The organism is Flavonifractor porci, from assembly GCF_037572415.1.
Lineage (GTDB): Bacteria > Bacillota > Clostridia > Oscillospirales > Oscillospiraceae > Flavonifractor > Flavonifractor porci.
This window is the reverse complement of the sequence record NZ_JBBHLB010000005.1, coordinates 65,636-79,423: the sequence shown is the minus strand read 5'-3', so window position 1 is coordinate 79,423 and position 13,788 is coordinate 65,636. Positions and strand designations below refer to the sequence as shown.

The window sequence follows — 13,788 nt, the reverse complement described above, 5'->3', positions numbered from 1 at the left end:
ATGGGAAGAAAGGAAGATCGATATGCGAACCCTTCGCTATAACGGAACGATTCTTTCGATGGATCAGACCATAAGCCGATATGAGGCCATTGGCGTTCAGGATGGAAAGATCGTATTTTTGGGAACAACGCAGGAGGCGCTGACCCGGCAATGGGATGAGGAAAAGGATCTGAACGGCGCCTGCGTGCTGCCTGGTTTTAATGATACCCATATGCACCTGCTCCACTATGCCATGTTCCGGCGGAATGTGCCTCTGCTGGGCGTCAAAAATATCGATGAAGTGGTGGCGCGCTGTCAGGCCAGGATCGAGGCGGAGCATCCCGATTACCTCATCGGCATGGGCTGGAATCAGGAAACCATGGAAGAGGGACGGCTGCTGACCAAAGAGGATATGGATCGCATTTCCACCGAGATCCCGGTATGTATGCTGCGGACCTGCATCCATATTGCTGCCTGCAATACGGTGATGCTGGAAAGGATTCGGGCTTTGGAGAACGTGGAGCCCGAGGTGATGGCTCTGGTGGACTTTGAGCACGGTATCCTGCGGGAGAACGCCGCCCGGCTCTATATGGATGTGCTGCCCCAGGCGGATGACGCCTATGTGCGCCAGCTGATCCGGGAAGGACAGAAGGAGCTGAATGCCGCCGGTATTACCTGTATCCACTCCGATGACCTGATGGCCATCGCGGGCATGGACCCCATCCGGCTCATCGGTATTTTCCGGGAGATGGAGGCCGACGGGGAGCTGACCCTGCGGGTCTATGAGCAGTGTCTGGTAGAGCCGGAGGACTTTGAGCGGCTGAAAGGCATACGCAGTGATCCGGCGGACCGGAGCAGCCTCTTCCGTACCGGTCCCCGCAAGCTGCTCCAGGATGGTTCCCTGGGTGCCAAATCTGCCGAGATGATCGATGGCTATGTGGACGAGCGGGACAACCACGGTATTCCTATTTATACAGAGGAAGAGCTGTGCCGCCGTATTCAGGCAGCCCATGACGTCCGGATGGATGTGGCGGTCCACGCCATTGGTGACCTGGCTCTGAAGAAGGTATGCGACGCTATGGAGCGGGCTGAGGGGGCCAATCCCTGGCCGGATCACCGCCACGGTATCGTCCATGCCCAGATCACCACTCCCGCTCTGCTGGAGCGGATGAAGGAGCTGGACCTGCAGGCCTACATCCAGCCCATCTTTATCGACGCCGACATGGATATCATCGCCGAGCGGGTGGGAGAGGAGCACGCCAGGGACTGCTACAACTGGAAGGCCATGCTGGACCTGGGCCTTCACGTCAGCGGAGGCTCCGATTGCCCGGTGGAACCCTTCCATGTGCTGGATAATATGCGCTCCGCCATCACCCGCCAGAACCGGACGGGCACCAGGACCTACCTGCCTGAGCAGGCCCTTACCGTGGAGCAGGCCATCCGCCTCTTTACCTCTGACGCCGCCTGGCCCAGCCGGGACGAGGGGGTACGGGGCACCCTGGAGGTGGGCAAGCAGGCCGATCTGGTGGTGCTGGATCAGGATCTGTTTGAGGTCCGGCCCAGTCAGTTCACCCAGGTGAAGGTATTGGAAACCGTGCTCAACGGCGTCACAGTCTATCAGGCATAACGCGGTGCTCCGCGTGGACCATAGAAAGGAGAACTCCCTATGAATGAGATGCTGGAAAAGGCCCGTGCCATTGAGAAGCAGATCATCGCTGACCGGCGTTGTCTGCATCAGATCCCGGAAGTCGGCGTATATACCCCCAAAACGGCGGAGTATGTGAAGAGGCGTCTGAGCGAGATGGGCATATCTCATCATGATTGCGGAATCCATACCCAGGAAGAGCGGGAAAAGATGGTGTTTGCCGGGTATCCCGACGCACCTGAATCCACCGGCGTGGTGGGCCTCATCGGTAAGGGCGGCCCCTGCATCCTGCTGCGGGCTGACATGGACGGTCTGCCCATGGAGGAGACCAGCGGTCTGGAGTTTGCATCCAAGGGAAACACCGCCCATATGTGCGGCCACGACGCCCATGCCGCCATGCTGCTGGGCGCCGCTCAGATCCTGAAGGAGATGGAGGATGAGCTGCCCGGCACCGTAAAGCTGATGTTCCAGCCTGGCGAAGAGATGGGCTACGGTTCCCGCACCATGGTGGACGACGGTTTGCTGGAGAATCCCAAGGTGGACGCCGCCATGGCGCTCCATGTGGGCTCCCAGGTGGAAGTGGGCAAGCTGAACTACTCTCCCGGCGTGGCCTCCGGGGCCATGGCCACCTTTATTGTCAGCATCCAGGGCAAGGGGGGGCACTCCTCCGAGCCTCAAAAGACCATCGACCCGGTGAACATTGCCACTCAGGTGTGCTCCGCCCTCAATATGCTCATTCCCCGGGAGGTGGACCCGGAGGCCTTCGCCACCATGACGGTGGGCGCCCTCAACGGCGGTCGGGCCTCCAACATCATTCCTGACACGGCGGAGATCATGGTGTCCTTCCGTACCCTCAGTCCTGAGGCCTATGATCACCTGATCCAGCGCATCCCTGAAATCTTGGACCACTACATCAAGGCCTGGCGGGGCACCTACGACGTGCGGGTGCTCAAGACCCCCAGCACCGTGTGCGATCCTGAATTCTCCGCGGAGATCGTCCCCTTCGCCGCTGAGATCCTGGGTGAAGAGAACGTAAAGCCCGTGCCCCCCATGAAGGGGGCCGAGGATTTCGGCCATGTAACCCGCCATGTGCCCGGCTTCTACGCTTTTATGGGAGCTGGCTCCCCCGGCGGCTATCCCCTGCATAACCCCAATATGGTGCTGGACGAGAGCGCTTTTGCCATCGGCACCGCCATTCTGGCCAACAGTGCGGTAAAGTGGCTCAAGAGCAAGGCGGGGAAATAAGCCCCTGACGGATGATAATATAATGAGGAGGACTTGAGAATGGGCAAGACATTGCAGAAGAAAAGGGGCTTCAGTATGCCCCATGTGTACGCGGTCATCCTGATTCTGATGTTGTTGGTGACCATCATGACCTATGTGGTGCCCGCCGGCAGCTACGTTCGGGTGGACGGTGCGGTGGACCCCGACAGTTTTGCTTATGCGGCGCAGACCCCGGTGGGCTTCCTGGACTTCTTTACCGCCATTCACCAGGGCGTTGTGGAGAGTGCAAACATCATCGGTGCCGTGCTGCTCATCAGCGGCTGCATCCAGATCATTCAGTACACCGGTGCTTTCTCCGCCGGTATCCAGTCTTTGATCCGCGGCGCCAGAGGCAAGGGCCTCGTCATGGTGATCCTGTTCTTCACCCTGTTCACCGGTCTGGGCGTCATCGGCTATCTGGATGCTCTCTACCCCTTCTACCCCATCATCATTTCTCTGTTCATTACATTGGGCTATGATAAAATGGTGGGTACCGCCATTATCCTGCTGTCCACCGCCGTGGGCTTCACCTGCGGCATGGTCAACCCCTACACCACCGGTGTGGCCCAGACTCTGGTGGGCCTGCCCATGTACTCCGGTATCGGATTCCGGGCTGTGGGCCTGGTGATCTTCTACGCCATCGCCCTGTTTTTCCTGGTCCGCTACTGCATTAAGATCAAAAAGGACCCCAAAAACAGCGTCATGGGCGAAAACTACCTCCAGGAACAGACCGCGCCCATGGAATTTGAGGAAGGTCTGAGGTTCACAAAAGCCCGGATCATTATTATCCTGGCCTTCCTGGCTGCCATCGTAGTCTCCGTGGTGGGTTCCCTGATGTGGAAGTGGGGGCTGCCTGAGATCACTGCCTGCTATTTCCCCATTACCATCCTGGCCATCATCCTTTCCCGCACCAACGTGAATACCGCCTGCGTTGAGTTTGGCAAGGGCATGGCCGGCGTGGTGGCGCCCACTATGGTCATCGGTCTGAGCCGGGCGGTATCTGTGATCCTGACGAAAGGCAACATCACCGACACCATCATCAACGCCATGGCCAATGTGCTGGATGGCAAGAGCCCGGTGCTTACTCTGCTGGTGGTCTATGCGTTTGTTACCGCCTTCAACTTCTTTGTGGGGTCCGGCTCCGGCAAGGCTGTGGTCCTGATGCCCATCCTCCAGCCCATGGGCCAGGTCCTGGGCATCAACCAGCAGGTCATGGTGCTGGCTTATCAGTACGGAGACGGCTTTACCAACACCTTCTGGCCCACCTCCGCCCTGCTGGCTCTCTCCCTGTGCGATATGGATTACGGTCATTGGTTTAAGTTTGCCTGGAAGATCTATGCTTGTCTGATCGCGGCCGGCTTCGCTCTTGTTGTCGTCGCCAACCAGATCGGCTACGGACCCTTCTGAGCCTTCCCGAATACTCCCCAATGAGGGGCGGCGTGCCGGTCGGTACGCCGCCCCTCGGCATTCCGACGGGAAACGCCCCGAAACTGTTGGAAAATCCAGTGATTTTCTGATTGACTTACATTTTGGGGTATGATATAATCCGGAATTGCGCAGGTGTGCCTGCCAACAGGAAAAATGCGGCAAAATTGCTGCGCTTCTCCGCGATTTCAAGAAACGGGAGGCTTACCGATGCTCACCCAACTCAAGCAGGGCGCCAAAGTGGTGGGGGTCAAGCAGACCCGCCGTGCCATCGATGATGGGCGGGCCGCCCGTGTTTTTCTTGCCCAGGACGCCGATCCGGCATTGACCGGCCCTGTGGAGACGCTGTGCGCCGAAAAGGGCGTGCCGGTGGAAAAGGTGGCGCAGATGAAGGAACTGGGTTCCGCCTGCGGCATTGCCGTAGGCAGCGCCGTGGCTGCGCTGCTGCACTGATTTGGTTTTAACGGTATAATTTTTGATTATTCCGTTAAAATATATTTCTCAGAAACAAAGAAAGGAGGAAAACCATGCCTACGTTTAACCAGCTCGTTCGCAAGGGACGCGAGGCCGTGACCTACAAGTCCAATTCTCCTGCCATGCAGAAGGGCCTGAACACCCTGAAGAACCGCGAGACCGACCTGCCTTCTCCCCAGAAGAGAGGTGTGTGCACTGCTGTTCGTACCTCCACCCCGAAGAAGCCTAACTCCGCTCTCCGTAAGATCGCCCGTGTGCGTCTGACCAACGGCTACGAAGTGACCGCTTACATTCCTGGTGTTGGCCACAATCTGCAGGAGCACTCCGTGGTCATGATCCGCGGCGGTCGTGTTAAGGACCTGCCCGGCGTTCGTTACCACATCATCCGCGGCACTCTGGATGCCCAGGGCGTTGCCAACCGGATGCAGGCCCGTTCCAAGTACGGTGCCAAGCGGCCCAAGGCCGGCAAGAAGTAATTTTAACGATTACTTCCAACCACGCTGCAAGTTTGCAGCCGCATGAATCGAATTAACGCGCAATCGCGCAAGGCAGTTGTCCTTGCAGAAGCGTTTCCTATAGATATAGGGACGTTTTCCTGTGAGGCACTGGACAAGCAGGCACTTGTCTTACACGGGGGCGTTTTAAACGCCTTCGAGTACCTATGAAATCATACTATGAAGGAGGGAAGCAAAGTGCCCAGAAGAGGAAACGTACCCAAGCGGGAGGTTCTGCCCGATCCTATCTACAATTCCGTCCTGGTGACCAAGCTGGTCAACAGCATCATGCTGGACGGTAAGAAGGGCGTGGCCCAGAAGGTGGTCTACGGAGCTTTCGATATCATCAAGGAAAAGACCGAGAAGGACCCCCTGGACGTGTTCACCACCGCTCTGGAGAACATCATGCCGTCCCTGGAGGTTAAGGCCCGTCGTGTGGGCGGCGCTACCTATCAGGTGCCCATCGAGGTTCGGCCTGAGCGCCGTCAGACCCTGGGTCTGCGGTGGCTCACCAACTACTCCCGCGCCCGCAGCGAGAAGACCATGAAGGAGCGTCTGGCCGGTGAGATCATGGACGCCGCCAACAACCTGGGTTCCGCCGTCAAGAAGCGCGAGGATACCCACAAGATGGCCGAGTCCAACAAGGCGTTCGCTCACTATCGCTGGTAAGGAGTTAGAGTATGCCTAGGAAAGTTACTTTACAGAATACCAGAAATATCGGCATCATGGCTCACATCGACGCCGGTAAGACGACTACCACCGAGCGCATCCTGTACTACACCGGCGTAAACTACAAGATCGGTGAGACCCATGACGGCACCGCCACCATGGACTGGATGGCTCAGGAGCAGGAGCGCGGCATCACCATCACTTCCGCTGCTACCACCTGCTACTGGACTGGCTCCAAGCAGCAGTTCCCCCAGACCCGTATCAACATCATCGACACTCCCGGCCACGTGGACTTCACCGTGGAGGTGGAGCGCTCCCTGCGCGTGCTGGACGGTTCTGTGACCGTCATGTGCGCCAAGGGCGGCGTTGAGCCTCAGTCCGAGACTGTATGGCGTCAGGCTGACCACTATAAGGTCCCCCGCATGATCTACGTCAATAAGATGGACATCATGGGCGCCGACTTCTTCAACGTGCTGAACATGATCCATGACCGCCTGAAGTGTAACGCCGTGCCCATTCAGCTGCCCATCGGCTCCGAGGATACCTTCAAGGGCATCATCGACCTGGTGGAGATGAAGGCTGACATCTATTACGATGAGCTGGGCAAGGATATGCGTGTGGAGGATATCCCTGCTGACATGATGGAGCTGGCCCAGGAGTACCGGACCAAGCTCATCGATGCCTGCGCCGATATCGACGACGAGATCATGGAGCTGGCTCTGGAGGAGCAGCCCATCCCCGAGGATAAGATCCGCGCCGCTCTGCGCCGTGGCACCATTGAGAACCTGCTGGTTCCCGTGACCTGCGGTACCTCTTACCGCAACAAGGGCGTGCAGAAGCTGCTGGACGCCATCGTGGACTTCATGCCCTCTCCTCTGGATATTCCCGCCATTAAGGGTGTCAACCCCGAGACCGAGGAAGAGGACGAGCGTCCCGCTGACGACAATGCCCCCTTCTCCGCTCTGGCCTTTAAGATCATGACCGACCCCTATGTGGGCCGTCTGTCCTTCTTCCGTGTGTACTCCGGCAAGCTCACCACCGGCTCTTCCGTGCTCAACAGCACCAAGAACCAGAAGGAGCGTCTGGGCCGCATCCTGCAGATGCACGCCAACCACCGTGAGGACATCGAGGAAGTCTACGCCGGTGATATCGCCGCTGCCGTGGGTCTGAAGAACACCACCACCGGCGACACCCTGTGCGATGAGAAGGCTCCCATCATTCTGGAGTCCATGGAGTTCCCCGACCCCGTGATCCGCGTGGCCATCGAGCCCAAGACCAAGGCTGGTCAGGAGAAGATGGGCCTGGCGCTGGTGAAGCTGGCTGAAGAGGACCCCACCTTCCGCACCTGGACTGACGAGGAGACTGGTCAGACCATCATCGCCGGCATGGGCGAGCTCCACCTGGAGATCATCGTGGACCGTCTGCTCCGCGAGTTCAAGGTGGAGGCCAACGTGGGCGCTCCCCAGGTCGCCTACAAGGAGACCATTAAGAAGAGCGTTGAGCAGGATACCAAGTATGCCCGTCAGTCCGGCGGTAAGGGCCAGTACGGCCACGTCCGCATCACTGTGGAGCCCAACGAGCCCGGTAAGGGCTACGAGTTCCTCAATGAGATCACCGGCGGCGTCATTCCCAAGGAGTATATCCCCGCTGTTGACGCCGGTATCCAGGGCGCCATGCAGGCGGGTATCCTGGCCGGTTATCCTGTTGTGGACGTGAAGGTCCACCTGACCTTCGGTTCTTACCACGAGGTCGACTCCTCTGAGATGGCCTTTAAGATCGCTGGTTCCATGGCCTTCAAGGAGGCCTGCCGCAAGGCTGACGCCGTGTTGCTGGAGCCTGTGATGAAGGTTTCCGTTATCGTGCCCGACGAGTATCTGGGCAACGTCATCGGCGATCTGACCAGCCGCCGCGGTATGATCCAGGGCCAGGAGAGCCGTCCCGGCGCCACCCAGGTGGATGCCCTGGTGCCTCTGGCCAGTATGTTCGGTTATGCTACTGACCTGCGTTCCTCCACTCAGGGCCGCGGCCAGTACTCCATGGAGCCCCACAGCTATGTGGAGATCCCCAAGAGCATTGCCGAGAAGATCATCGCCGAGCGCGGCCGCAAGGAAGACTAATCTGCCTTTACTTGCTGCCTGATTGTTTTCCATTGGAAAGCAAATGAAAAAAGTATTGCATTTTACTCTGCAATGCTATACAATATTTTCGCATTTATTGTGGAAATAAGCCCCACCTCAACACGAGTAATTAAGGAGGAACAACCAAAATGGCTAAGGCTAAATTTGAGCGCACCAAGCCCCATGTCAACATCGGCACCATCGGCCACGTTGACCACGGCAAGACCACTCTGACCGCTGCTATCACCAAGTATCTGGCTCTGAAGGGTCAGGCCCAGTACGAGGACTACTCCAGCATCGATAAGGCTCCCGAGGAGCGCGAGCGTGGTATCACCATCAACACCGCTCACGTGGAGTACGAGACCGACGCTCGTCACTATGCCCACGTTGACTGCCCGGGCCACGCCGACTATATCAAGAACATGATCACCGGCGCTGCTCAGATGGACGGTGCTATCCTGGTTATTGCCGCCACCGACGGCCCCATGGCTCAGACCAAGGAGCACATCCTGCTGGCCCGTCAGGTGGGCGTGCCCGCCATCGTGGTCTTCCTGAACAAGTGCGATCAGGTCGACGACGAGGAGCTGCTGGAGCTGGTGGAGATGGAGGTCCGTGAGACCCTGTCCAACTACGACTTCCCCGGCGACGATCTGCCCATCATCAAGGGTTCCGCTCTGAACGCTCTGACCTGCGAGTCCGGCAACCCCGACGATCCCGACTTTGCCTGCATCAAGGAGCTGATGGACGCTGTTGACAGCTATATCCCCACTCCCGACCGTAAGGCTGATATGCCCTTCCTGATGCCCGTTGAGGACGTCTTCACCATCACCGGCCGTGGTACTGTTGCTACCGGTCGTGTGGAGCGTGGCCAGATCAAGATGAACGAGGAAGTTGAGATTGTTGGCCTGACCGACGAGAAGAAGAAGACCGTCGTTACCGGCATCGAGATGTTCCGCAAGCTGCTGGACTACGCTGAGGCCGGCGACAACATCGGCACCCTGCTGCGCGGCGTTGCCAAGACCGACATCGAGCGTGGCCAGGTTCTGTGTAAGCCCGGTTCCATTCACCCCCACACCAAGTTCGTGGGCCAGGTGTACGTCCTGAGCAAGGACGAGGGCGGCCGTCACACCCCCTTCTTCAACAACTATCGTCCTCAGTTCTACTTCCGTACCACCGACGTGACCGGCGTCATCACTCTGCCCGAGGGCACCGAGATGTGCATGCCTGGCGATAACGTCGACATGAAGGTTGAGCTGATCACCCCCATCGCCATCGAGAAGGGCCTGCGTTTCGCTATCCGTGAGGGTGGCCGTACCGTGGGTTCCGGCGTTGTTATCGACATCGAGGAGTAATTAATACTCCCTAAAAGAGGACCTGCCGAAAGGCAGGTCCTCTTTGCTATGGGAGAAAGTCCGTCCGAAGGAAAAGCGTCGTTATCGACATCGAGGAGTAATCTACTCCTTTGAGAAAAGAGCCAGCTGAAAAGCTGGCTCTTTTCCTTTTTTAGCAGGAGGTTGTCCGCCCGAAGGAAAAGCGTTGTTGTTCGCAAAGCGCCTGCCATGATGTAGGTGCTTTTCTTATAGCTGCAGCTTGTAGGGCTTGTCTGCATAGAAAAGCTATGATAGAATAGCCGCAGAAAGGAAGGAAGTCATGCTTACAAACATTACAAATATCACGCCGGAGGATGCCGAGGAAACGATCCAGACAGTGACCGGCTTTTTTAATGACCTGAATTTGGAAAAAATTATTACCATAATTTTGCTTTTTGTGGGCTGTATGGTAGTAATGAAGGTGATCCTCAGGCTGACAGATCGGGCATTCGTGCGTCTGGAAATGGAGAAGAGTCTCCATACCTTTATTCATGCCGCGCTGCGGGTCATTCTGTGGCTCATCACGCTCTGCATTGTGCTGGACTATATCGGCGTGCCGATGACCAGTCTGGTAGCTGTGCTGGGCGTGATCGGTTTGGCCGTATCCCTGGCCATTCAGGGAACCTTGTCCAATCTGGCGGGAGGTATCCAGGTGCTGGTGTCCAAGCCGTTCAAAGCAGGGGATTTTGTGGAGGCCGGTGGAGTCAGCGGTACGGTGAAAGAGGTGGGCCTGGCTTATACCAAGCTGAGCACCATTGACAACAAGGTGATCTCGGTGCCCAATGGCCAGATCTCTTCGGAAAAGATCATCAACTATACCACCGCGGAGCAGCGGCGGGTGGATCTGAAGTTTAATGCCTCTTATGATGATGCTCCGGAACGGGTAATCGCCGCCATCAGGGAGGTGATTGGTGCTCATCCCAAAGCTTTTTTTACACCCGAACCCTTTGTTCGCGTATCTGCCTATCAGGACAGCAGCATTGAGTACAGCCTCCGGGTATGGTGTGCTACCGCCGATTACTGGGACCTCTATTATGATCTGCTTGAGCAAGTGAAAGCTGCCTTTGACCAGCAGGGGATTGAGATGACCTACAATCATTTGAATGTGCATCTGATAAAATGAGGGGAGCGGTGGCTATGACAAGCTATGGTACGGTAGGAAAAGGCCTGTGGCTGATTTTTATTGGACAGATTCTGGGCATACTCTCAATTTTCCCTGTGATGGTCCTGATCAGCGCCGTTTTACTTCTGGTGGGGCTTTATATTGCCGGCAAGGGAGAGGTGCGGCTCCGGCCTGCCTTTGTGTGCGGGATAGCTGAACTGTTGGTGGCAGTTTTGAGTGCCTGGACCCCTTCGCTGATCCTTACTGTGGCCGTGACCGTGCTGGATGTCCTGATCGTATACTATATCTGCTCCGTAACCTCGGATCTGCTGGATGCCTTGGGGAAGAGGGATATGGCAAAATGGGGCAGAGTGGTATGGAAGATTTATCTGCTTGGTATTGTGGCAATGAACATGATATCTCTGGCTGTGGTTACCAGCAGAGTTGTCTTTTGGAGCATGATGGAGCTGATAGTGGCCATCAACCTGGGGATTCGCTTTGTGATCGGTATGATTTTGCTGCTGCACCTATATCATGTTTACAGTACCTTTGAAGAACAGGAAAGGTCCAACGGCGGCGCTTCTTAAGCGCCGCCGTTTTCAAACCTATGCGGGCATTTCCAGCCCATGTATGAATCCGCCCAGCTGAGGAGAGAGCACATCTCCTCCGATAACGGTATTCTTATAGATCAGCAGACCCGCTTGGATACCAGTCTCCCCCGTAGGGTAGTTGCTGATCTCATAGGTGTACCGCTTGACCCGCTTGCCGCAATATTCCGTCAGATCGAAGCCCTGGGAGGATTGGAGCTCCAGGTATTGGGTGTAGCTGTCATCGAAGGACTCCGGAATGAGCAGTTCCTCCACGGCAGAGGGTTCCTGAGAGACCTGCCACCCATAGCTTTCCAGGTATGCGATCCGGTCCTCGTTGGATTTTACGCCGGTGGGACTGACCACGCCGGAGACCGCCGCATCCCGGCCACCCAACCCTGCTGCGGTAAGCAGGACCCCGCAGACCACCGCGGCAGCGGCGGCCACAGCCAGTATAGGTCCTTTGCGGACCCTGGCGGTAATGATAAACACAGCGCAACGCCCCTTTCCCAAAGTGCTGATATCCAAAGAGTATGTGTCCAGAGCCCAGGTTATGCGGGGAACTGGGGAGAGCAGATAAGGAGGTACGTCATTGGAACGTCTGGATAAAATTTTGGCTAATACCGGCCGATGGTCCCGAAAAGAGGTCCGGGAACTGGTGCGGGCAGGACGGGTGGCGGTGAATGGGATTATGGCCCGTTCGCCGGAGGAGAAGTATGACCCGGCAGCCCAATTCACAGTAGATGGTTCATCCATTTCCGGGGAGCCGATGGTCTATCTCATGCTTCACAAGCCGTCCGGTCTGGTATCGGCTACCGAGGACCCTCGGCAGCCTACGGTGCTGGAATTGCTGCCCGACCACCTGAAACGGGTGGGGTTGTTTCCAGCGGGGAGGTTGGACAAGGATACAGAGGGCCTGTTGCTGCTTACCAACGATGGTGTGCTGGCCCACCGGCTGCTGGCGCCCCGCCGTCATGTGGATAAGACCTATTTTGTCCGGGTGGAGGGCCGGTTGGATGAGACGGATGTAGAGGTCTTTTCCAGCGGGATGACGCTTGGGGACGGTCTGGTGTGTATGCCGGCTGGTCTGGCATTGCTGGATCAGCGTGATACCGCCATCGTTACCCTGCGAGAGGGGAAATATCACCAGATCAAGAGAATGCTGGCCAGCCGGGGAAAGCCAGTGCGCTACCTCAAACGGCTTACCATGGGTCCACTGGAACTGGATCCCGGGTTGCAGCGGGGAGAATGGCGGCCGTTGACTCAGGCGGAAGTGGCGGCACTGCGCTCAGCAGGTGGTGATAAGCAATTAAGATAGCTGGATTTACACTTTTTTACATCTTTTAGTCAATATCACCAAAAAACTTTGAAAAAGCTATTGAAAAGAGCAAAAAGAACCGGTATAATAGTGACTGTTGAATGAACAGTGGTGTAAGAACTGGCTGAAGCAGGAAACTGGGCCATCAGCCTATGTGTGTTGCGTGTAATAGATGGAGTATCCCGAAGCGGGGACTAAAATAAGGAGGCATACAACCATGTCCAGCAGAATTTTCCAAAGCGTTGTCTTACAGATGAAAGACAGCACCGAACGGGCCATTGGCGTGATCGATTCTGAGGGAACGGTTGTGGCCTGCAATGAACTCAGCTGCATTGGAGAACACTGGCCCGGTGCGGTTGAGGCGGTGAACCGGGGCGAGGGCGATACCGTTCGCTTTGAAGGGCGCACCTTCAAGGCGCTGGCCGGCTGGGGCTCCCAGTTTGACTATGCGGTTTTTGCCAAGGGCGAGGATACTGAGGCCAATATGGTCTGCTCGATGGCTGCGGTGGCCCTCAACGGCGCCAAAACCTATTATGAGGAAAAGCACGACAAGGCCACCTTTGTGAAGAATATTATTTCTGACAATATTCTTTTGGGCGATATCTATGTCAGAGCCAAGGAACTGCACTTTGTCTCCGAAGCGCCCCGGGCGGTCTTCCTGATTCGTCAGGTGGAAACCACCGATCCGGCCCTGATCGATGTGGTCCATGCCATGTTCCCTGATAAGCAGGTGGACTTTGTACTCTCCATCAGCGAGACCGATGTGGCACTCATCAAGCAGCTCAACGAGGGAGCTGAGACTCGGGACTTGTACAAGATCGCCAAGCAGATCGAGGATAAGATCAACGAGGAACTCCATATTCGGGTAGTCATTGGCATTGGCACTATCGTGGGCCATATCCGGGAACTGGCCCGTGCCTACAAGGAGGCCGGCATTGCCATCGACGTGGGCCGGGTGTTCGATACCGAGAAGAGCATCATCAACTATGAGAATTTGGGTATCGGCCGGCTGATCTATCAGCTGCCTACCACCTTGTGTGAGATGTTCCTCCAGGAGGTCTTTAAGAAAAATCCCATTGATGCCCTGGATCAGGAAACCCTGTTCACCATCAATAAGTTCTTCGAAAATAATCTGAATGTGTCTGAGACTGCCCGGAAGCTCTTTGTCCACCGGAACACGCTGGTGTACCGGTTGGAGAAGATCAAGAAGCTTACCGGTCTGGACCTGCGGGAGTTTGACGACGCCATTACCTTCAAGGTGGCCCTGATGGTTAAGAAATATCTCATCTCCCGCGGTATCGACAACTAAACAAGTGATATCAGCCGCAGAGGACGCCGGGGCCGG

General features: G+C 56.7%; 13 protein-coding genes. 12 read left to right on the top strand and 1 reads right to left on the bottom strand.

Annotated elements, in window-relative coordinates; genetic code table 11:
• Nucleotides 1–22 precede the first annotated feature (22 nt).
• From WHJ28_RS06075 to WHJ28_RS06030, 10 genes are all read left to right on the top strand, one after another.
• Nucleotides 23–1,606, top strand: a complete 1,584-nt coding sequence (locus tag WHJ28_RS06075; protein ID WP_340040651.1) for an amidohydrolase — start codon at nt 23–25, stop codon at nt 1,604–1,606.
• 39 nt (nt 1,607–1,645) lie between these two features.
• Entirely contained in the window at nt 1,646–2,869 is a 1,224-nt protein-coding gene (locus WHJ28_RS06070; RefSeq protein WP_340040649.1) for a M20 metallopeptidase family protein, read from the top strand.
• A 39-nt stretch (nt 2,870–2,908) separates the two neighbouring features.
• Nucleotides 2,909–4,294 carry a YfcC family protein gene (locus tag WHJ28_RS06065; RefSeq protein WP_340040647.1) on the top strand — a complete coding sequence of 462 codons (1,386 nt, stop codon included), beginning with the start codon at nt 2,909–2,911 and terminating at the stop codon, nt 4,292–4,294.
• A gap of 228 nt (nt 4,295–4,522) precedes the next feature.
• On the top strand, nt 4,523–4,765 hold the full coding sequence (locus WHJ28_RS06060; RefSeq protein ID WP_340040645.1) for a ribosomal L7Ae/L30e/S12e/Gadd45 family protein: 243 nt from the start codon (nt 4,523–4,525) through the stop codon (nt 4,763–4,765).
• Between the two features lie 74 nt (nt 4,766–4,839).
• A complete protein-coding gene (gene rpsL / locus WHJ28_RS06055) occupies nt 4,840–5,262 on the top strand; it encodes a 30S ribosomal protein S12 (protein ID WP_204882449.1) in 423 nt (140 codons plus the stop codon).
• A gap of 216 nt (nt 5,263–5,478) precedes the next feature.
• Nucleotides 5,479–5,949, top strand: a complete 471-nt coding sequence (rpsG, locus tag WHJ28_RS06050) for a 30S ribosomal protein S7 (RefSeq protein WP_009259261.1) — start codon at nt 5,479–5,481, stop codon at nt 5,947–5,949.
• A gap of 11 nt (nt 5,950–5,960) precedes the next feature.
• Entirely contained in the window at nt 5,961–8,066 is a 2,106-nt protein-coding gene (gene fusA / locus WHJ28_RS06045) for an elongation factor G (RefSeq protein WP_340040627.1), read from the top strand.
• A gap of 149 nt (nt 8,067–8,215) precedes the next feature.
• Nucleotides 8,216–9,418, top strand: a complete 1,203-nt coding sequence (tuf, locus tag WHJ28_RS06040; RefSeq protein WP_340040625.1) for an elongation factor Tu — start codon at nt 8,216–8,218, stop codon at nt 9,416–9,418.
• A 298-nt stretch (nt 9,419–9,716) separates the two neighbouring features.
• Nucleotides 9,717–10,559 carry a mechanosensitive ion channel family protein gene (locus WHJ28_RS06035; protein WP_340040623.1) on the top strand — a complete coding sequence of 281 codons (843 nt, stop codon included), beginning with the start codon at nt 9,717–9,719 and terminating at the stop codon, nt 10,557–10,559.
• Between the two features lie 14 nt (nt 10,560–10,573).
• A complete protein-coding gene (locus WHJ28_RS06030) occupies nt 10,574–11,125 on the top strand; it encodes a hypothetical protein (protein WP_340040621.1) in 552 nt (183 codons plus the stop codon).
• Nucleotides 11,126–11,143: 18 nt separating this feature from the next.
• On the opposite strand, the gene WHJ28_RS06025 is transcribed toward WHJ28_RS06030, so the two are convergent.
• A complete protein-coding gene (locus WHJ28_RS06025; protein WP_340040619.1) occupies nt 11,144–11,617 on the bottom strand; it encodes a DUF4830 domain-containing protein in 474 nt (157 codons plus the stop codon).
• A 100-nt stretch (nt 11,618–11,717) separates the two neighbouring features.
• Between WHJ28_RS06025 and WHJ28_RS06020 the strand changes: the two genes are divergently transcribed.
• Nucleotides 11,718–12,443 carry a pseudouridine synthase gene (locus WHJ28_RS06020; protein WP_340040617.1) on the top strand — a complete coding sequence of 242 codons (726 nt, stop codon included), beginning with the start codon at nt 11,718–11,720 and terminating at the stop codon, nt 12,441–12,443.
• 217 nt (nt 12,444–12,660) lie between these two features.
• Nucleotides 12,661–13,752, top strand: coding sequence for a PucR family transcriptional regulator (locus WHJ28_RS06015; RefSeq protein ID WP_340040615.1), 1,092 nt, complete (start codon nt 12,661–12,663; stop codon nt 13,750–13,752).
• The last annotated feature ends 36 nt before the right edge of the window (nt 13,753–13,788 follow it).

What these genes read in the sequence shown, in the direction of transcription:
- WHJ28_RS06075 (WP_340040651.1), top strand. Translation starts at nt 23, where the DNA reads ATGCGAACCCTTCGCTATAACGGAACGATTCTTTCGATGGATCAGACC.
- WHJ28_RS06070 (WP_340040649.1), top strand. Translation starts at nt 1,646, where the DNA reads ATGAATGAGATGCTGGAAAAGGCCCGTGCCATTGAGAAGCAGATCATC.
- WHJ28_RS06065 (WP_340040647.1), top strand. Translation starts at nt 2,909, where the DNA reads ATGGGCAAGACATTGCAGAAGAAAAGGGGCTTCAGTATGCCCCATGTG.
- WHJ28_RS06060 (WP_340040645.1), top strand. Translation starts at nt 4,523, where the DNA reads ATGCTCACCCAACTCAAGCAGGGCGCCAAAGTGGTGGGGGTCAAGCAG.
- rpsL (WP_204882449.1), top strand. Translation starts at nt 4,840, where the DNA reads ATGCCTACGTTTAACCAGCTCGTTCGCAAGGGACGCGAGGCCGTGACC.
- fusA (WP_340040627.1), top strand. Translation starts at nt 5,961, where the DNA reads ATGCCTAGGAAAGTTACTTTACAGAATACCAGAAATATCGGCATCATG.
- tuf (WP_340040625.1), top strand. Translation starts at nt 8,216, where the DNA reads ATGGCTAAGGCTAAATTTGAGCGCACCAAGCCCCATGTCAACATCGGC.
- WHJ28_RS06035 (WP_340040623.1), top strand. Translation starts at nt 9,717, where the DNA reads ATGCTTACAAACATTACAAATATCACGCCGGAGGATGCCGAGGAAACG.
- WHJ28_RS06030 (WP_340040621.1), top strand. Translation starts at nt 10,574, where the DNA reads ATGACAAGCTATGGTACGGTAGGAAAAGGCCTGTGGCTGATTTTTATT.
- WHJ28_RS06015 (WP_340040615.1), top strand. Translation starts at nt 12,661, where the DNA reads ATGTCCAGCAGAATTTTCCAAAGCGTTGTCTTACAGATGAAAGACAGC.